Annotated in this window: 14 protein-coding genes; 2 read left to right on the forward strand and 12 right to left on the reverse strand. The window is 71.7% G+C overall.

Annotation, left to right across the window (positions count from 1 at the left end; all coding sequences use genetic code 11):
* Nucleotides 1-269: 269 nt before the first annotated feature.
* The 4 genes from ABZ260_RS00695 to ABZ260_RS00710 are packed head-to-tail and all read right to left on the reverse strand — an operon-like array spanning nucleotide 270 to nucleotide 5,467.
* Nucleotides 270-725 (reverse strand): DUF2690 domain-containing protein, encoded by a 456-nt coding sequence (locus ABZ260_RS00695; protein WP_355610946.1) that lies wholly within the window; start codon nucleotides 723-725, stop codon nucleotides 270-272.
* Nucleotides 725-1,180 carry a DUF2690 domain-containing protein gene (locus ABZ260_RS00700; protein WP_355610949.1) on the reverse strand — a complete coding sequence of 152 codons (456 nt, stop codon included), beginning with the start codon at nucleotides 1,178-1,180 and terminating at the stop codon, nucleotides 725-727. Before ABZ260_RS00700 ends, ABZ260_RS00695 begins: the two co-directional genes overlap by 1 nt.
* Nucleotides 1,181-1,195: 15 nt before the next feature.
* Nucleotides 1,196-5,002, reverse strand: a complete 3,807-nt coding sequence (locus tag ABZ260_RS00705; RefSeq protein WP_355610952.1) for a GDSL-type esterase/lipase family protein — start codon at nucleotides 5,000-5,002, stop codon at nucleotides 1,196-1,198.
* A 3-nt stretch (nucleotides 5,003-5,005) separates the two neighbouring features.
* Nucleotides 5,006-5,467: a hypothetical protein gene (locus tag ABZ260_RS00710; RefSeq protein ID WP_355610955.1), complete on the reverse strand. Its 462-nt coding sequence runs from the start codon at nucleotides 5,465-5,467 to the stop codon at nucleotides 5,006-5,008.
* Nucleotides 5,468-5,731: 264 nt separating this feature from the next.
* Here ABZ260_RS00710 and ABZ260_RS00715 point away from each other — a divergent pair, with 264 nt between their 5' ends.
* Nucleotides 5,732-8,617, forward strand: coding sequence for a BTAD domain-containing putative transcriptional regulator (locus ABZ260_RS00715; protein ID WP_355611030.1), 2,886 nt, complete (start codon nucleotides 5,732-5,734; stop codon nucleotides 8,615-8,617).
* 410 nt (nucleotides 8,618-9,027) lie between these two features.
* Here ABZ260_RS00715 and ABZ260_RS00720 read toward each other — a convergent pair whose 3' ends face one another.
* The 8 genes from ABZ260_RS00720 to ABZ260_RS00755 all read right to left on the reverse strand — a co-directional run bounded on the left by ABZ260_RS00720 (nucleotide 9,028) and on the right by ABZ260_RS00755 (nucleotide 16,426).
* A complete protein-coding gene (locus tag ABZ260_RS00720; RefSeq protein ID WP_355610958.1) occupies nucleotides 9,028-9,840 on the reverse strand; it encodes an enoyl-CoA hydratase-related protein in 813 nt (270 codons plus the stop codon).
* A complete protein-coding gene (locus tag ABZ260_RS00725; protein ID WP_355610961.1) occupies nucleotides 9,837-11,018 on the reverse strand; it encodes an acyl-CoA dehydrogenase family protein in 1,182 nt (393 codons plus the stop codon). The genes ABZ260_RS00720 and ABZ260_RS00725 overlap by 4 nt, the downstream gene beginning before the upstream one ends.
* A gap of 14 nt (nucleotides 11,019-11,032) precedes the next feature.
* Nucleotides 11,033-12,166, reverse strand: coding sequence for an acyl-CoA dehydrogenase family protein (locus ABZ260_RS00730; RefSeq protein WP_355610964.1), 1,134 nt, complete (start codon nucleotides 12,164-12,166; stop codon nucleotides 11,033-11,035).
* Between the two features lie 11 nt (nucleotides 12,167-12,177).
* A complete protein-coding gene (locus ABZ260_RS00735; RefSeq protein ID WP_355610967.1) occupies nucleotides 12,178-13,302 on the reverse strand; it encodes a CaiB/BaiF CoA-transferase family protein in 1,125 nt (374 codons plus the stop codon).
* 93 nt (nucleotides 13,303-13,395) lie between these two features.
* A complete protein-coding gene (locus ABZ260_RS00740) occupies nucleotides 13,396-14,163 on the reverse strand; it encodes an SDR family NAD(P)-dependent oxidoreductase (protein WP_355610970.1) in 768 nt (255 codons plus the stop codon).
* A 44-nt stretch (nucleotides 14,164-14,207) separates the two neighbouring features.
* Entirely contained in the window at nucleotides 14,208-14,639 is a 432-nt protein-coding gene (locus ABZ260_RS00745; RefSeq protein ID WP_355610973.1) for a nuclear transport factor 2 family protein, read from the reverse strand.
* Nucleotides 14,640-14,813: 174 nt separating this feature from the next.
* On the reverse strand, nucleotides 14,814-15,632 hold the full coding sequence (locus tag ABZ260_RS00750) for an SDR family oxidoreductase (RefSeq protein ID WP_355610976.1): 819 nt from the start codon (nucleotides 15,630-15,632) through the stop codon (nucleotides 14,814-14,816).
* Entirely contained in the window at nucleotides 15,632-16,426 is a 795-nt protein-coding gene (locus ABZ260_RS00755; protein ID WP_355610979.1) for an SDR family NAD(P)-dependent oxidoreductase, read from the reverse strand. The genes ABZ260_RS00750 and ABZ260_RS00755 overlap by 1 nt, the downstream gene beginning before the upstream one ends.
* Before the next feature lie 621 nt (nucleotides 16,427-17,047).
* Between ABZ260_RS00755 and ABZ260_RS00760 the strand changes: the two genes are divergently transcribed.
* Entirely contained in the window at nucleotides 17,048-18,283 is a 1,236-nt protein-coding gene (locus ABZ260_RS00760; protein ID WP_355610981.1) for a cytochrome P450, read from the forward strand.
* Nucleotides 18,284-18,326 lie beyond the last annotated feature (43 nt).

Below are 18,326 nucleotides of genomic sequence, written 5' to 3' on the forward strand. Positions count from 1 at the left end.
GCGGCCCGATGCTGAGCGAGCTTTCGATCCACACTCGGCGATCTGCCGGCGCCCCGGCGAGTGCTTGTGCCTCCAGCGTGACCAGATTCTGCGCGGCCGCCAGAGCGTCGAGAGTCCGGTCCAGGTTGTGCGGCGCGAACAGCCGGCCGAGCCATCGGTCCAGCTGCGGGACAACCCGATCAGCCGCTCGTGCCCGACGGCCGGCCGACAGCGACGACGGCCCTGACGGGCGGTGGCTGGCGCATGTCCGGGAGGAGGCACGTCCGGCTTCACGATCTCCAGCCGGTGCAGCCGAACCCGTTCGCACAGACTCTGTGCCGGTCGTCGCCGGTATTGCGGTTCATCTCGGTGCGGGTGGTGCCCTTCTTGGACAGGTCCGCCACGACCCATTCCTCGCCGTTCTTGTACCAGCCGTACGGCGTCTTCACCTGCCTCGTCGCGGTCAACGTCACCTTGCCCGCGGAACCGGTGGTGCTGACCTTGAAGGCTCCCCAGCGGGCCGCGCACGCCGCCGAGGAGACGAGCTGGAACTCGAGATAGGAGTCGATCCGTACGCGCTCCAGGATCGTCTGGTCCGCGGTGCAGCCCATCGTGGAGGGGTTCTTGCCCACGCAGGACGCCCCGGAACACCCTGCGGCGGCCTGGGCGGAGGCGGTGACGCCGCCGAGCGCGGTGACGGCGAGGGCCGCCGCGAGTGCGGCGCGGCCGAGTGTGAGCATCTTCATCAGGACTTCCAAGAGGTGCAGACGTAGTAGCAGGCTTGGTGGCGGTCGCCACTGGTGTTCTGGTTCATGGGGGTCCACCGTGTGCCGGCGCCGTTGCTGTGGTCGACCGTCTGGACCCGCTGGTTGTACCACCCGTAGGTCGTCTTGATCTGTCGGACCGCCTTCACCACCGTGTAGCCGCAGCACGAGCTCTGGTCGACCCCCACGGCCCAGTAGGCGGAGCATTTGGCGGACCTCATCAGGCGGACGCTCTTGCTCCAGTTGTCGGACGAGGCGATGTCCATGCGCTCGGCGTCGTCGTCGCAGCCGTAGGCGGCCGGGTCCTTGCCGACGCAGGTGGCTCCCTTGCAGGACAGCGCCGTGGTGGCGCCCGATGGCCCGCCGGTGACGGCGAGGGTCGCGCACGCTAACGCCACCGCGGCGAGCGCGCGTCCGATTGTGGTGCTGGTGGGCATGATGTCTCCTTTTCGTCAGCGGTTGATGTCGCGCAGGGCCCGGTTGAACACGTTGCGGTACAGCACGGAGCTGCCTTCCTTCGTGGGGTGGAAGGACTGCTGGGAAACCGGGAGGCCGTCCGGGCTCTCACCCTGCGTACGGGACACGATCACGCCGTGGATGGCCTCCTGATCCCCGCACGCCCCGTGGCCAGCGAACTCCTCACGGGGGTCGGCGAAGGACACGACCGCGCCGGTGTCGGCGGAGACGGCGGACGCGGCCGCGCGCAGGGCCTCGTTCAGGACGCCGGCCATCTCGCCGAGCCATTGGGCGGTGGCCGCGTTGATGCCCCAGACGCCCCAGACGCAGGCGTCGTCGAACAGCCGCGGGTAGCCCATGAGGACGATGGCCGCGTTCGGCGCCTTGCGGTGGATCTCCAGCAGGGTGTCGTGGACGGCCGGGCGCACGACGTCCTTGATCTGCCGGGGAACAGATTGGCCGAGCGGGACGTCGCCGTCCTCCTCCAAGGTGGTCTCCTGGCAGGGCCCTCTGGTCAGGGAGTGCTTGGCGCAGTGGATGAGGATCGTGCTGAAGCGGGCGTCGTTGCCGCCGATGGACAGGGTGACGAGCGTGGTGTTCTCGTCCAGGTAGCCCTTGTCGAGCTGGCCTGGTTCGCGGAACTGCCCTTCGCCGGTCAGGTTGCCGGTGACCGCGCCCGAGCAGGCGTGGAACTGGTGCTCCAGGCTCGGGTCCCAGGTGTCGTGCCGCTCGCCGATGCTCAGGGCCAGGCGGTCGGCGAGGCTGCCCGCGCGGGCCCAGGCGTACTTGGAGCGGTGGCAGGCGTTGCCGTACTTCCATAGGTAGTCGGGGTCCTTGTAGGTGCCTTCGACGCCGCCGCCGTCACTGTCGGTCTCGGTGTAGTAGTCGTGCTGCGCCGCCGTCGAGGCGCCTTCGCCGGAGGCGTACGAGTCGCCCAGCGAGACGATCTGGTGCCGGGGCTCGTAACTCAGGAGCTGGAAGGCGACGGCGTCCCAGGCGATCCGCTGTTCGCCGTCGCCGTCCTCGGTGAGGTTGGACAGGGAGACGGAGGGCACGCCGCCGAAATCGAAGACGCCGAGGGAGACCCAGCGGTGCTGCCGGACGCGTTGCAGGACCGCGCGTTTCCGCCGGCCGTCCCCGGTGTCGACCGTGTAGACGGCCTGCTGGGTGGCGGCGTTGTGGTCGGGGATGTGCACCATCACCCGCGCCCACTGGTGGAGTGTGCGGCCGAGGGTCCAGGTGCCGGTGACGCGGTAGGCGCCGTCGGCGGGCCGACGGGTGTTGGCGAACCAGAAGTGGCCGCCGAGCCCGCCTCCGGCCTGGTGAAAGTCGATCTTCGAGCGTTCCTGCCCTTCGTCGTCCTTGGCGAAGTCCAGGGCGAACGAGCCCGCGTTGGTGAAGCGACGGCCGCAGCCGGGCCGCACCGAGGCGACCGTGTCGGGCACATCGTCGATGATCAGTGAACCGGCCGGGACGGCGTTGCTCCCGTTGAAGCCGGTGGTGTAGGGGTCGCAGTTGGGCCGGAAGTGCTCCACCGGCATCTTCTTCTGCTCGACCTCGCCTGGATGGAGGGCGAACTCCGGTTCCGGATAGTCGGTCGGGAAGCGCATGTTCTCGTTGCCGCACTCGTAGTTGCAGGCCTCCTTCCAGGTGACCGGTTTATGCCACCAGCAGCGGAAGTCCTCCCTGAGGCAGGGCTGCGCGGCGGGGGTGCAGGAGTTGCTGCCGTCGCAGAACAGGGTCCGGGGCGGCTTCACGCCCTCGCGCATGGTGACGTCACCCCACCACGCCTGGTTATAGCCAGAGTGCGTTGACTCGTCACGGAAGTCGTACTTGACAATGGGGTGGGCGGCCCAGCCCATGACCTTCTCCGGGTACGGCCAGCGCTGCGGGTTGGCGGCGTCGGCCTGGCTCTTCTCCAGGAACGGCTCGCGGTTGGGCGGGTAGTCGGGGTTCACCGGGTTGTTGGACCAGCCCAGGCCCCAGTTCCCGTACTGGTCGGTGCAGGTGGGGCTGGGCCGGCAGCCGGTCTCGTTGCCGAAGCGCGCGTCGGGCTGGAACCCGCTGTTGTAGACCCACACGGCGGCGAACCAGTTCTCCAGCTTCGCCGGGTCAGCGTTGTTGATCTTGATGTGGTCGTAGACCTGGTTCCATTTGTCCTGCAGGATGCGCAGTCCCGCGGCGATGTTCGTGGCGTAGTCGAGGGCGATGGCCCGCTGGATGGTCTCGGCCTGGTCGCCCTTGCGCATGCCGGTGGTGACCTGCGCGACGCCGTACCCGCAGTCGGCTTCCCGCCAGAGGATGCTCCAGCCGTCGTCGGAGGCGCGCCTGCCGTAGTAGTCGCCGATCAGCGGGTTGCCGGTGACCCCTTCCAGAGCGTGCCAGGACGCCTGCCACAGGTTGGACTCCTGAGCCAGGATGCCGAGCATGATCTGCGCGGGCACCCGGCCGCCGCCCTTGAGCTGAAGGGGCGGGAGCAAGCCCTGTGGCGACCAGGACGGCAGCCCCGACTGGTTCCAGTTGGAGGGCCGCGGCGTCGTGAGCGCGCCCTGCACGGCGAGGTTGACCGCCCATTCGACCTGCTTCCAGTGCGGTTGCAGCGCTTGCCGGCGGGCGTCGTTGCGCGGGATCGCGCAGGGCTCGATGGGGTTGTCGGTCTGCGGGGCGGGCCCTCCGGCCGCTCGGGGGCCGGTCCCGGCCCGTGGGCCTCCGGCGACGAGCGTGAAGTCGAGGCCGGCTCCGGTACGGGCCACGCGCGCCTTGAGCGTCACCCGTGAGGCGGACCCCGGCGCGCCCACGCCCGCGTCGGCGTGGGAGAAGAACAGCTCGCCGCCGGTGGAGACCTCGTCGTGCGCGCCCGCCGCGACCTGGACGACCTGGCTGGGCAACGCGCCGACCTCGGTGGGGCGGCCGGTCAGGTAGGCCGTGCCGCCGGCCCCCGCCACCAGGCCCAGCTGGGTGAGCGGACCTTTCGCCAGCCGCTCCGGCCGCTGCCCGCCTGCGGGCAGGTGCTCGACGGTCGCCAGGTCGTCGCCGTGGGCGGCGAGGAAGGTCAAGCCGCCGTCGCGGTGCGGACGCAGGTGGCTCGGCGTGCCCACCGGGCGGGCGTACCGGCGCACCTTCCCCGAGCCGGAGACCTCCACCAGGCCGTCGCCCGCCACCGCCACGATCGAGTCCCCCATCGGGACCGCCGAGGTGGCCTGGCCGGGCACCTCGACCGGGGCGGCGGTCTTGCCGGTCGCCGCATCCACCAGGTGCAGCCGGGTGGCGGTGCTCTCCTTCCCGCCCGCCTGGCTGAACACGGCGCTCTCACCGGCGCCGCATCCCGGGCTGTGGTACGCGAGGCTCGCGTGCAGTCCCAGTTTGGTGATCCGCCCGGACTCCAGGTCGACCAGCGCGGTGAACGCGCCACGCTGGAAGAGCGCCTCGGAGTTGGTGAACTGGCGTGGCGCGTAGGCCACCACCGCCCGCTTGGCTGAGCCGGTGAGGCAGACGTTGCCGACCCACCTGTCGGTGTCGAAGCCGCCCTCGGACAGCGTCGCGGCGGTTCGCCACCGATAGCCCTCGGAGGCTCTGGCGACCAGAAGGTGGAAGCCGGTGGAATCGCCCGTGGCGGTCCAGGCCAGGTCGCCGGAGCCCGACCATCCCGAGCCGAGCATCTCGTCCCGCCGGTCTGGGGGGACGGACCCGACCGGCTCCTCGACGGCGGCCGAGGCCGGCGCCGTGAGGGGTGCGGCCGGCACGGCCAGCACCGACGCGAGCACGGCGCCAACGAGCGCGGCGGACACGAGCGGGGTACGCACCGGCTACCACCAGGCCGTGCAGGTGACAGCCGTCAGGTTGTTGATGGTGGAGCCGTGGCAGGCGCGGAACACGAACTTGGCGTCGGCGCGGGTTATCCACATCCTGCTGACGGCGAACTTCGTCGGAGACCCTTGCGGCCCGGACCACCCACAGTCGCGGCCCACGGAGTTGCCGCCGTTCTCGGAGATCTGGATCTTGACCCGGTCGGTGCTCTTGACCGCCCGGGTGTCACCGACGAGGAGCGCCCAGCCCAGGGTGTCGTAACCGGAGCCACCGGCTGGACGGATCTGGGCCGACTTGATCGCCACCCGCAGCTTGTCGATGCCCCTGGAGACCTGGGTCGTGCCGTGGTTTCCGGCTCGGGGGTAGTAGTACTGCTGGTAGTTGGCATTCACGGCGCACGTCTCAATCGCGGCATGCGCGGGGGCGGCCACCACGACCGATGCGGCCACAAGGCTGAGCACTGAGCTCATGATGATCAGCGAGGACCGGCGAAGGCTGACACGAGTCGGTTCCATCGGGCTCCGTTCGAGAAAGGTGGAGGGCGGCTGGGGCACGAGCACTGCCCTGGCAGAGCCTGGGCGGCGACACTCGATCCAGTCCGGCGATGTCGAGGTTCGAGAACGATCTCTGCGGACCGGCCCCATATTGACCGGGCAGCCGTGAGGATGCCGTGAGAGATCCGTGAGACATCTGTGGGCCGGTTCGGGTGGGGAAAGGCGGTGACAATGCTGACGTTCAGCGTGCTGGGCGCGGTGGAGGCGCGATACCGGGAAGACGTCGTGCCGATGCCACCAAAAGTGCGGCGTCTTCTGGCCGCAGTGCTGTCGCGGCCGAATACCGTGGTCCCGGCGACGGACCTGATCGAGGCCGTGTGGGAGTCAGCTCCGCCGGCCTCCGCACGCGAGAGCCTGCGCATCTATGTCCACCGGCTCAACCAGGCGCTCGGCGCCTCGCGGGTGACCACCGCGGCCTCCGGCTACCTGCTCGCCGTCGACGACGACGCGCTGGACTCACTGGAGTTCGAGCGGGCCGTACGGCACGGCAGGCAGACGATCAACCTCGGCGACCTGGTCACCGGGGTAGCCACGCTCGACCGGAGCCTGCGGATGTGGCGTGGCCCGGCCTTCGCCGATCTGCAGGCGCTGGCCGTCGTGCGGGAGGAGGCGGCACGCCTGGATGAGCTGCGGCTCACCGTGACCGAGGAGCGCCTCGACGCCGAACTCACCCTGGGGCGCCACAGCGAGATCGTCGCCGAGCTGAAGTCGCTGGCTCTCGCCCACCCGTTGCGCGAGAAGCTGCGCGCCCAGCTGATGACCGCCTTGTGGGGTGACGGCCGGCAGGCCGAAGCACTGGCCGCCTACCACGACGCCGCCGAGTTCCTGGCGCATGAACTCGGCCTCGATCCCGGACCGGAGCTCCGCGACCTCCAGCAGCGGATCCTCCGTCAGGAGACGTACCCAGTCAGGCCGCTCAGATCGGCGTCGGCCGTGGTACCGGCGCAGTTGGCTCCGCCAAACTCCGCCTTCACCGGACGCGCGCAAGCGGCTCGCGCGCTGGATGGACTGATCGCCCCCGAGAGCCCGACACCGGTGGCGATCGTAAGCGGCATCGCCGGAGTCGGCAAGACCGCGCTCGCACTCGACTGGGCCCACCGAAACCTGTCACGCTTCCCCGACGGCCAGCTCTTCGCCGACCTGCGCGGCTACGATCGCCTGGCCGAACCGGTCGCACCACACGACCTGCTGGGGCGGTTCCTGCGCGCGCTGGGCCTCAACAGCGAGCAGATCCCCGCCGACACCGACGAGCGCACGGCGCTGTACCGCAGCATCCTGCACCCGCTGCGGGTGCTGATCCTGCTGGACAACGCGGCTTCGGCCGCCCAGGTCCGACCGCTGTTGCCGGGTGCACGAGGTTGCCGCGTAGTGGTCACGGCCAGGCCCCGGCTGGAAGACCTCCTCATCGAGTACGGCGCGGCAGCCGTTCCACTTTCGCCCCTCGACGACCGAGAAGCCGTGGACCTGCTCGCCGGAGTGCTTGGCACCCCATGGGTCGAACGGGAACGGAACGACGCCGAGCAACTCGCCCGATTGTGTGACGGCCTTCCCCTGGCCCTGCGGTTGACGGCCGCCCGGCTGACCAGCCGCAGGACCGGCACGATCGCGGAGCTGGTGGCGCAACTGACTGACCGGCAACGCCGACTCGACCTCCTGAACGGAGAGGAGCTGCAGGTCCGAAGCGGCTTCGAGCTGTCCTGCCGCGACCTTCCCGAACCGGTGACGCGCGCTTTCCGGCTGCTGAGCCTGCTCGACGCACCCGGCGGGCTGGCGGCCTGGCACCTCGCGGCGCTGCTCGATCAGCCGGACCTGCTCGAAGCGGACGCCCTGCTGGATGACCTCGTCGACGCGCAACTGCTGCAGCCCTTGGGAGTGGACCGCGTCGGGCAGCGACGCTTTCGCTTCCATGATCTTGTGCGGCTCTACGCCGCCGAACGCGCCGAGACGGACGAGCCGGAAGAGGAACGGCACGCGGCCACCCTCCGCGCCCTCGGAGCCATGCTGGCGCTCACCGCCCACGCCGACAGAACCTTCCGCGGCGAGGACATCGACGAAGTCCAAGGCGCCTGCGCACGCTGGTTACCCGACAACCACGCGGCACTCGTCCCCGAGCCGATGCTCTGGCTCGATGCCGAACGCCTCAACCTCTCCGCCATGACCCAGCAGGCCGCCCGGGCAGGCTGGTCCGAACCGTGCTGGGAGCTGACCGCCACCAGCTCGATGCTGCGGCAAAGGCGCGGCTACCAGGACGACCAGCTCGCCGACTACGAGCTCGCCCTACAACTGTGCCGCCGGCAGGGCAATCTCCGCGGCACGGCCGCCCTCCTCCTGAGCCACGGCGGCCTCCACCACCAGATGGGCAACTTGTCACTCGCGGCCGCATGCGCGAGCGAGGCCGTCGACCTGTACGAGCGCCTCGGCGACAAGCGCGGACACGCGCTGGCTCTGGCGGACTCCGGCGTCGCCTACCGCGTGCTCGCCGACTGGGAACCGGCTCTGGCAGCGTTCGAGCAGGCCTTCGAGATCTTCGAGGATCTCGGCGACCTGGCGTCCGCTGCGTATGTGCTGTTCCATCTCGGCGCCTTGCACCAACGACGCGATCACTTCGACAAGGCGCAGGCCGCAGCCGAACGAGGGCTCGCCTTGTTGCCTTCGGGGATTCCCGAGCTCGAACTCCACCTGCGCCGCACGCTCGGCGACGCCTACCTGCGCCAAGGCCGTGTCCAGGAGGCCCATGACATCCTGACCGACGTCGTGCGGGGTGCTCGCGCGCGGCGCGACCTCTTCCAGGAAGCCGAAGCGCTACTCATTCTGGGCGAAACCGAGGTGGCAGCCGGTCATCTCGCCCAGGGCAGGGCCACCCTCACCCTGGCTCTGGAGCAAGGCCGCCGGCTCAACGGGAAGACCTTCGAGGGGCGGGTGCACCTGGCCCTCGGCCACATCGTCGACGGCCGGCACATCGAGCATCTGAAGACGGCGTCCGAGATCTTCGCCACGTCCAACGCCCCTGCCTGGCATGCCAAGGCCATGGCCGCCCTCACAACGCACCAGCGCTGACCAGGGGCGCGGGCCGCCGGGACTGTCGGCCCATCCCGTTCTCCGCCACCAACATGCGCTGCTCACACCCGCCAGCCGCTGCGCGAACATTCACCGTACGTGCGGCGCCGTGGCCGGATCGGCATCAAGCCGGTGCAGACGGCGTCCCCAGCGGGCGTGCGCCCGGCTGCGCCCGAAGACCCGGGAGATCTCGATACCGCTCGGCAACGACCCGTCAGGCTTGCGATGGGCCGGCGCCCACTACCATGCCGCGCGTTGGAGCGCACGCCCGCCACGCGCCGAGCCGGTGCGAGCGGTGACGGCCACCAGGGAGAACGGCAGGCCGGAGCCGGTGATGAACCGCTTCGAGACTCCTCGTGCTCGAACGTCATCGGTAACTCCTCAGGAGGCGAAGGGCCCGGCGGGCGGGCTCAGCGGGGGCGCCGGGTCCGGGACAGCAGGGCCTCGGTCGCGCGTCTGGCCTCGGGGGAGGTGAACAGCCGCGCGGACAGGTCGACCATCTCCTGGCCGAACTCGTCCATCCGGGCGCGCATCGGGGCGGTGAGCAGCGCCTTGGCCTCGCGCAGGCCCTGTGGGCTGCCCAGCAGCAGGTCCTCCAGGTACGCGTCGACCGCGACGTCCAGCTCGGCCTCGGGCACGGCGCGGGTCAGCAGCCCGGCCCGCTCGGCCTCGGCTCCGCCGAAGACCCGGCCGGTCAGCAGGTAGTCGGCGGCGGCCCGGTCGCCGAGCCGGGGCAGCACGGTGAGACTGACCGCGGCGGCGGCCAGCCCAAGGCGGACCTCGGTGAGGGCGTAGCTGCTCTCCAGCGACCCGACGGCGACGTCGGCGGCGGCGACCAGGCCCAGGCCGCCGGCCCGGACCGTGCCGTGTACCCGCGCCACCACCGGCTTGGGCATGGTCACGACGAGACGCTGCACCTCGACGACACCCTCGACGATCGGGGTCATCGCGCCGGAGCGCACCGCCGCGAGGTCGGCGCCGGAGCAGAACGAGGGGCCGTTGGCGCGCAGCACGACGACCCGGACGGCGTCGTCGGCCGCGGCCCGCCGCAGCAGTGCGGTCAGCTGGTCCAGCAGCGGGCGGGACAGCGCGTTGCGGTTGGCGACCGAGTCCAGGGTCAGCACCGCGACACCGCGCTCGCGGTCCGCGTCGTACCCGACCAGCGCGGGTCCGGCGCCGGTCCCGCCCGTCCCGGCGACGCCGGGGGTCCCGGAGGCGCTCATCGGGGCGCCCTGGGCAGGCCCAGGCCCACGGTGGCGATCAGCTCCCGCTGGATCTCGCTGACGCCGCCGCCGACCGGCAGCTTCAGCTCGGTCTTGAACGCGTGGTCGGTGTCGCGCAGCACGGCGGCGGTCAGCTCGTCGGCGGGGTCGCCGTACCGCTGCACCAGCTGTGCGATCCGGGCGCCGGCCTCGACCAGCCGCTCAGAGTTGTACAGCTTGTTCACCGAGGCGTCGGCGGCGCCCAGCGTGCCGGTGCCGGTGTCGGCGACGATCCGCCAGTTGAGCAGCTCGTTCGCGGTGACGATCGCGTCGAGCTCGGCGAGCGCCCGGCGTACCTCGGGCAGGTCGGCCATCCGGCGCCTCCCGCCCGGCCCGCCCAGCGGCGTCTCGGCGGCCCAGTGCCGGAGCCGGTCCAGGTGTGCCTGGATCTTGCCGGCCGGGCCGACGATGAACCGCTCGGAGTTGAGCTGGCCGACCACCACCGACCAGCCCTTGTTCTCCCGGCCGATCAGCCGGTCCGCAGGTACCCGGACGTCGTCGAAGTAGACGGCGTTGACCTGGTGCGAGCGGTTCAGCGTGCGGATGGGCGTCCAGCTGACGCCGGGCAGGGCGGTGTCGAGCAGCAGGATCGAGATGCCCCGGGTGCGCGGCTCCTCGGGGTCGGTGCGGCAGGCCAGCCACAGGTAGTCGGCGGTGTGCGCGCCGGAGATGAACATCTTCTGGCCGTTGACGACGTAGGAGTCGCCGTCACGCCGGGCGGAGGTGGTCAGCGAGGCCAGATCGGTGCCGGAGCCGGGCTCGCTGTAGCCGATGGAGACCTGCAGGTCGCCGGCGAGGATGCGCGGCAGGAACTCCCGCTGCTGCTCCGGGGTGCCGAACTCCTGGAGTGCCGGGCCGACCGAGTAGACGGTGACCAGCGGGTAGGGGACCTCGTACCGGAAGGCGGTGCTGACCACGATCTGGTCGGCCATCGGGCCGAGGCCCCGGCCGCCGTGCTCCTCCGGCCAGCCCAGGCCGAGCCAGCCGTCGCGGCCCAGCCGCCGGGACACCGCCCGGTACGCGGGGCCGAACTCGTCCTCGTGCAGCTGGGCGCGCTCCTGCTCGGTCACCACGCCGGCGAAGTAGGCGTCCGCCTCCCGCTGGAGCTCGCGCTCCTCGGGGGTCAGGTCGATGTACACGCTGGTGTCCTCTCTCAGCTGACCCGGGCGGAGCCGGCCGCCGCGTCCAGGCAGGCCTCGGTGCCGCCCAGGAACTGGCCGAGGGCGAGCCCGCCGGTGACGTACCGGTGCAGCGGGTGGTCGATGTCGAGGCCGGTGCCGCCGTGCAGGTGCTGGCAGGTGAGCAGCGCCGGGACGGCGTCGTGGCAGACCAGGTAGCAGGCGGACGACAGGCTGCGCCGGGCCTCGGCGGTGCGGCCGGCCGCCAGCTGCCAGGCGGCGGCCAGGTAGGTGTTCTCCAGGATGCGCTGCGCCGTGAAGACGTCGCCCATCTGCATGGTGACCGCCTGGAACTGGGCCAGCGCGCGGCCGAACTGCTTCCTGGCCTTCACGTGCCCGGCGGTCAGCTCCATGGCGCGCTCCAGCAGGCCGGAGGCGGTGGCGGCCACCCCCAGCAGCGCGGACAGCTCCAGGTGTCCGGCGGCCTCGGCGGCCAGGGCCGGCCCGCCCAGCAGTGCGTGTCCGGGCACCGCCACCGCGTCCAGGGCGATCCGGGCGGTGGGCACGTGGTCGGTGACCGGGTGCGCCGCGGCGGCCAGCCCCGGGGCGGCGGCGTCCACCACGAAGACCCCGACGGTGCCGTCCTCCGGTCCGCTGGTGATCCGCGCCGGGACCAGGATCGCCTCGGCCTGCGCGCCGAACGGGACGTGGGTCCGCACCCCGGTCAGCCGGTGGCCGCCGTCGTACGGCTCGGCCGTCACGTCCGTGTCCAGGGCCCGGCCGCCGCCGGGCCCGCGGACCGCGCCGGTCACCAGGGCGCCGCCCTTGGCCACGCTCCCCAGCAGGTCCCGGTGCCCGGTGCCGCCGTACCTGGCCAGGGTGTGCAGGCCGTAGGCCAGCACGGGCAGCGCCGGAACCATGCCGCCGTACCGGGCCGCCTGCCGCAGCACGGCGGCCAGCACCACGGCGTCGGCGTCGGTGCCGCCCAGGTCCTCGGGGAGGAACGCCTCCAGGACGCCGGCCCCGGCCAGGCTGTGCCACGCCTCCTCGGAGTACCCGGCGGCCTCGAACTCGGCCGAGGCGATCCGCTCGTCCGGTAGCCCGCGGGCGAGCAGACCGCCCGTCAGCCCGCTGAGGGTCTCCGCCGTCTCGTCCAGTCGGAAGTCCACGTCGATTCCTCCTAGGCCTCGTCGCCGATCCGCACCGGGAAGCGGACGTAGCCGATGTCACCGACGGAGGTGAACAGGCCGCGCTCCCTGGCGTGCGGGGAGTCCGCCAGCTCCAGCGGCGACAGCACCCGCATCACCGGGACGTCGGCGGCCTCCAGCGTCTCGATCAGGGACTTGGCGTCCCGGCCGCGCACCACCGCGGCGATCCTGGCGTTGATCTCGCGGGTGTCGCGGCGCCGGCCCCCCAGGGTGGCGGTGTCCAGGCCGGACAGGTCCAGGTCGAGGGCGGCGACGGTGCGCTGCCAGAAGTGCTCCTCCAGGGCGGCGATGCTCAGGTACTCGCCGTCGGCGGTCTCGAAGACGCCGTAGGCCGGGCGGGTGAAGACCGCCTCCCTGGCCTCCCGCAGCGAAGCGCGGCCGTCGGCCTGGAGCTGGCCGATCACCATGTTCATGCCGTGCATCAGGCAGTCGGTGATGGAGACGTCCAGGTGACGGCCCCGGCCGGTGTCCTTGCGGGCGAGCAGTGCGGTGAGGGTGGAGCTGAGCGCGTACACCGCCCCCAGCAGGTCGCCGACGGGGGCGCCGACGCCGAGGGCGGGCGGGCCGTCGAGCTCGCCCATCAGGCCGAGCAGCCCGGAGGCGGCCAGGTAGTTGAGGTCATGGCCGGGTATCCGGCTCAGCGGCCCCTCCTGCCCGAAGCCGCTGATGGAGACGTAGACCAGGCCGGGGTGCCGCTCGGCGAGCGTGCCGTACCCGAGGCCGAGCCGGTCCATGACGCCCGGGCGGAAGCCCTCCACCAGCACGTCGGCCCCGGCCACCAGTTCCTCGGCGCGGGCCAGGCCGTCCGGGGTCTTCAGATCCAGGACGTGGATCCGCTTGCCGTCGTTGAGCACCCGGTAGGTGCCCGGGTGGGTGGAGAAGGCGCCGTCCCTGGCCGGGCGTTCCACCTTGTCGATCTCGGCGCCCAGGTCGCGCAGGCACCGGGTCAGGAACGGGCCGGGGGCCAGTTCGGAGAAGTCGACGACCTTCAGCCCCGCCAGGGGCAGCCCCTGCCCCGGCGGTTCCGGCACGGGCGGTTCCGGCACGGGCGGTTCCGACACCGGCAGCCCGGTGCCCGTCGTCTCGTCACGCTCCACGTTCCACCCTCCAGCCGGCCGCGATCGACATATAATCACGACCTTTCGTAAATCTATCCGATATTTCGTTATAAAGGCCAGTGGGGCGGCCGATCACACCTGGGCGGTCGGCCGGATCACGATCCCGTTCAGCGCCACCTCGCGGGAGCGGGTCACCACGTACCCGACGGCGTCGGCGACGTCGTCCGCGGACAACCGGACGATGTCACCCATCGCCTTCCTGCGCTCGGCCAGCACCTCCGGGCGGACGTGGTCGGCCAGTTCGGTGACGGTGGCACCGGGCTCGACCAGCGCCACCCGGACCCGCTGCCCGGCCAGTTCCTGGCGCAGCGACTCGGAGAAGGCGGCCAGCCCGGCCTTGGTCAAGGCGTACACGCCGTTGCCGGCCCGCGCTCCCGCGCCCCGACCGGCCACCGAGCCGACGTTGACCACGTCGGCCACCCGGCGCGGCGCGGACTCCGCCGCGGCCAGCAGGTGCGGCAGGGCCGCCCGGGTCGTCGCCAGCACGGCGCGGAGGTTGAGGTCGAGCATGCGCTCCCACTCCTCCTCCGGCGCGTCCGCCGCCGGGCCGAGCAGCATCACCCCGGCATTGTTGACCAGGACGTCCAGCCGTCCGTACGCGGCGACCGCGTCCTCCACCGCACCGGCGGCCCGGGCCGGATCGGCCAGGTCCGCCGGCAGGGCGACCGCGCCGCCGCCCAGGCCGGTGATCTCATCGCGCAGGTCGCGGAGCCGGTCCTCCCGGCGCGCGACCAGCGCCACCGCGGCCCCGGAGGCGGCGAGCCGGAGGGCGATGGCCCGCCCGATCCCACTGCTGGCCCCGGTGACCAGGGCGACGGCGCCTTTCAGTTCGTCCGTCACGGTGTTTCCTCCGCCGTTTCCCGGCTTCCCGGATCCGTCACGTCTCAGTCCAGGGACTCGCCGATGGCGGGCACGCTGCGGTAGGCGACCCACCGGGTGATCCGGGCCTCGGCGTCGAAGGTGCCCGCTCCGGCGAAGGAGGACCGGATCGGCCCGCCCTCGGACTCCCGGACGATGCCCTCGATCAGGCAGCGGTCGTCGGCGACGAAGAGCGTCTGGATCTCGTGGAACCACTTCCTGGTGCCGCGCCTGCCCTTGAGCAGCGCCCGCACCGCCTCCCGCCCGATGACCTCGGCCCGCTTCGGGCTGTCCGGGTCGAAGGGCGGGTGGGAGTAGAAGGCGTCGTCGGCGAACAGGTCGGCCACCGCGTCGAACTCGGAGTTCTCCAATCCCCGCACGTAGCCGAGCACCGTCTGCCGGATGGCGTCGCGGGAGGGGTGGGCCGTGGTGCCCGCGGTTCCAGTGGTCTCCGTCATGGTTCTCCTTCCGGGCCGGGCGCGGGCGACCGCGCACCCGCCGGTTCGGGCTGCGAGCCCGGCATCGTTTCAGGGCTTCGCATAGTCATACGACAAGTCGGAATACATCCGGCGCACCAGGTCGGCGATTGCCGCCTGGCAGCCAGTATTCGGCCGACCGTAAACAGGTAACGGTCAGCGGTTGGCGGGATGGGTGCTCGGCAGCGGGGACACCACGCCGATCCCGCCGTCGACCGGGATCTCCGCGCCGTTGACGTACCCGGCCAGATCCGACAGCAGGAAGAGCACCACCGAGGCGATGTCGTCGGGGAAGCCGCAGCGGCGCTGCGGGACGACCGCCTCCACGGCGCGCACCGCCTCCGCCGGCGGGTTCGGCGTCCCGCCCGAGCCCAGGATCCGGCCGACGACGACGGCGTTGGTCCGGACTCCGTAGGGCCCGAACTCCTGCGCGCAGGCCGTCGCCAGGTGGTGCACGGCCGCCTTCGCCGTGCCGTACAGCCCCAGCCGGGGCGTGTTGGCGGCCCCGGCCAGCGAGCCGATGAACACCACGCTGCCGTGCCCGAGGGCGGCCAGCCGTGGGATCGCGACCTGGGTGAGCAGCACCGGGTGGCGCAGTACCAGGTCGAACTGGCGGCGCATCGACTCCTCGGTGCCGTCGGCCAGCAGCTCGGCGAAGGAGACCCCGACCACGTCGACGATGCCGTGGAGGCCCTCGCCGAACAGCTCCCCGGCCCGATCGAACACGGCCGTCAGCTGCTCCCGGTCGGTCACGTCGGCGGTCATCGCCTCGCCACCGCAGCGCGCCGCGGTCCTCCCCGCGCGCTCGCCGTCCAGGTCCGCGCACAGCACCCGGCCCCCGGCCTGCGCGATCGCGTCGCAGACCGCGCCGCCGATGCCGTCGCCGGCGCCCAGCACCACGTACCCGCGGCCGTCGAGCCGGAGCCGGCCCGGATAGTCGGGCCTCGCCTCCGGGGCGTACGGCCCCGGGGCCATCAGAACTCCTCGCAGTACGGCCGGATGTCCATCTCCTGAGTCCACGCGGTCCGGGGCTGTACGGCGACCTGCCAGAACGTCTCGGCGATCTGCTCGATGTCCACCATGCCGTCCGCCGGGCGGCTGTCCTTGGCGTGCGGGAACGCCGAGTTGAGCCGGTCGCCGTCGATCGGGCCGTGCACGATCACGTTCGCGACGTGCACGTTACGCGGGCCGAACTCACGGGCCAGCGCCTGGGCCACCGCGCGCTGCCCGAACTTCGCCGAGGCGTACGCAGCGAGCTTGGGCCGGGCGATCAGGCCGGAGACGGAGCCGGTGAACATGATCACCCCGCCGCCGGAGGCCGTCATCCGCCGGGCCGCCTCCCGGCCGGTGATGAAGGAGCCCAGGCAGTTGGTGCGCCAGACCGACTCGAAGAACTCGGTGTCCATCTCCAGGATGCCGGGCTTCCACTGCGAGCCGCCGGCGTTGTAGGTGGCGATCGCCAGGGTGCCCAGCTCGTCGACGACCGCCAGCGACTCGCGCAGGCCCTCCTCGGAGCCGGCGTCGCCGACGACGGCGGTGGCCCGGCCGCCCGCGGCCTCGATGTCCTCGGCGACCGCGGTGACCTTCTCCTTGGTGCGGCCGGTGACGACCACGTGCAGGCCGGCGGCGGCGAAGCGGCGGGCCACGGCCGCGCCGGTCCCCTGCCGCGCCCCCACCCCGACCACCCAGGCCACCGAGCCCTCGGGCGGCGGGCCGCCGTGGACCGGCCACCCGCTGAACCGCTGTGCCTCTTCTGTCGGTGGCGCCATCCTCATGCCCTTCTCTGGTCGCTGCCGCTGCCGATGCGTACCGGATGCGCCGTCCCGTGGAAGGCCCACGGGCGGGCGCTGCCCGGGCCCGGCGGCGGCCACGGTGGGAACCGGCCCGGCGGGGTCAGCCGGTCCACACCCACACGTATCCTCAAGCGTCACGACTCGCCCTCATCGGCCAATCGTGTAACTTCGTGGAAATCTACGATATTTCGCATACATGCCGCAAGGGCCACCTGTAGTCGAATCATCCCTTGTCCAACCTCACACCACATGCCGATGCCGCCGATCACACCAATGGCGACGCCCATCCGTGGAGTCCTGCGAGATACCGTAACTTCGACGTCGCAGCCTTGCCGAAGCTCCCACCGCCCGGCCCGCCGGCCCGGAGCACCCCGCCCGACAGGCGACCCCGCAGCCCACCCGGCTCGTTACGGACATCCCCAAAGCATTGGCCAACACCACGAAATACCGTATAGTGCAACAGAAGTTCGCAATAGGGTCATCCGGCTGGCCGTCCTGCCAGCCGGTCCCGCACGCATGACCGCCGTCACCGGCGATGAATCGCCGTGCCCGCCTCGTAGAGCCTGCACGGAGCACACAGAGGAGGCCAGAACTCGCATGGCAACCGATCTCGCGGCGTCGCCGCAGAGCCGGAGCATCGCCGAGGAGGCGATGCTCTACCTCACGTCGCACCATCCCGACCGCGGAGAGATCACCACCGACCCCTACCGGTTCTTCGACCGGCTGCGTGAGCACGCGCCGGTCTACCGGACCGCGCAGGGCCCGATCCTGGTGACGTCCTACGACGCCACCCAGCAACTGGTGAAGGACCGGCGCTGGAGCCGGGAGGAGATGGACGGCAAGGAGGGCGTCACCCCGACGCAGCAGATCTTCCTGGAGAGCCTGGCCTTCCGCGACCCACCCGACCACACCCGGCTGCGCGCCGTCGTCTCCCGGCTGTTCACCCCCCGGGCGGTCGAGCAGAACCGGCAGGACGTCAGCGAGATCGTCCAGGAGCTGCTCGACGGGCTGCGCGACCGGGCCGAGTTCGACTTCATCCAGGACTTCTCCTACAAGGTGCCGCTGCGGCTGATCTGCCGGCTCGTCGGCGTCCCCCCGACCATGGAGGACGACTTCCTGGCCTGGGGCGAGGCACTGCACGGCTCGCTGGAGCCGCTGGCGCAGCCCGCCGACGTCGCCGCGCGCCGCGAGGCCACCGCCGCGGAGTGCTTCGCGTACTTCGAGGAGCTGATCAAGGAACGGCGGGCCAACCCCGGCGGGACCGACATCATCTCCCAGCTCATCGGGGCCGCCGCCGGGGAGATCACCGACCTGGAGATCATCGCCAACTGCATGCTGCTGCACTCGGCCGGGTTCAGCACCACCAAGAACCTGATCGCCAACGGCATGCACCTGCTGCTCACCCACCCCGAGGCCTACGACGACCTGCGGGCGAACCCGGACGTGATCCCGTCCGCGATCGAGGAGATGCTGCGCTACGAGGGCCCGGCCCGTAACAGCCTGTGCCGGATCGCCCCCGAGGAGATGGAACTCGACGGCGTGCGGATCCACAAGGGCGAGCACGTGTACGCGATCCTGTCGGCGGCCAACCGCGACCCCGCGGTGTTCGAGGACCCGCATCGGTTCGACATCCGCCGCGGCAACTCACGGCACGCGACCTTCGGCGGCGGCATCCACATGTGCCTGGGCGCGAGCCTGGCCCGGCTGGAGGCCCAGGTGGCCTTCGCCCATCTGGCCGCGGCACCGCGACTGGCGCTGAACACCGACCGGGTCGAGTGGCTCGGCTCGTTCCTCACCCGTGGCATGGCCGGTCTCCCGGTGCGCTGGGCCTGACCGCCCGCGACCACCCGGCCGGGAACGGCCGGGCACCGGACGC

Origin of the sequence: Streptosporangium sp. NPDC006013 (assembly GCF_040614275.1) — a bacterium.
Classification (GTDB): domain Bacteria; phylum Actinomycetota; class Actinomycetes; order Streptosporangiales; family Streptosporangiaceae; genus Streptosporangium.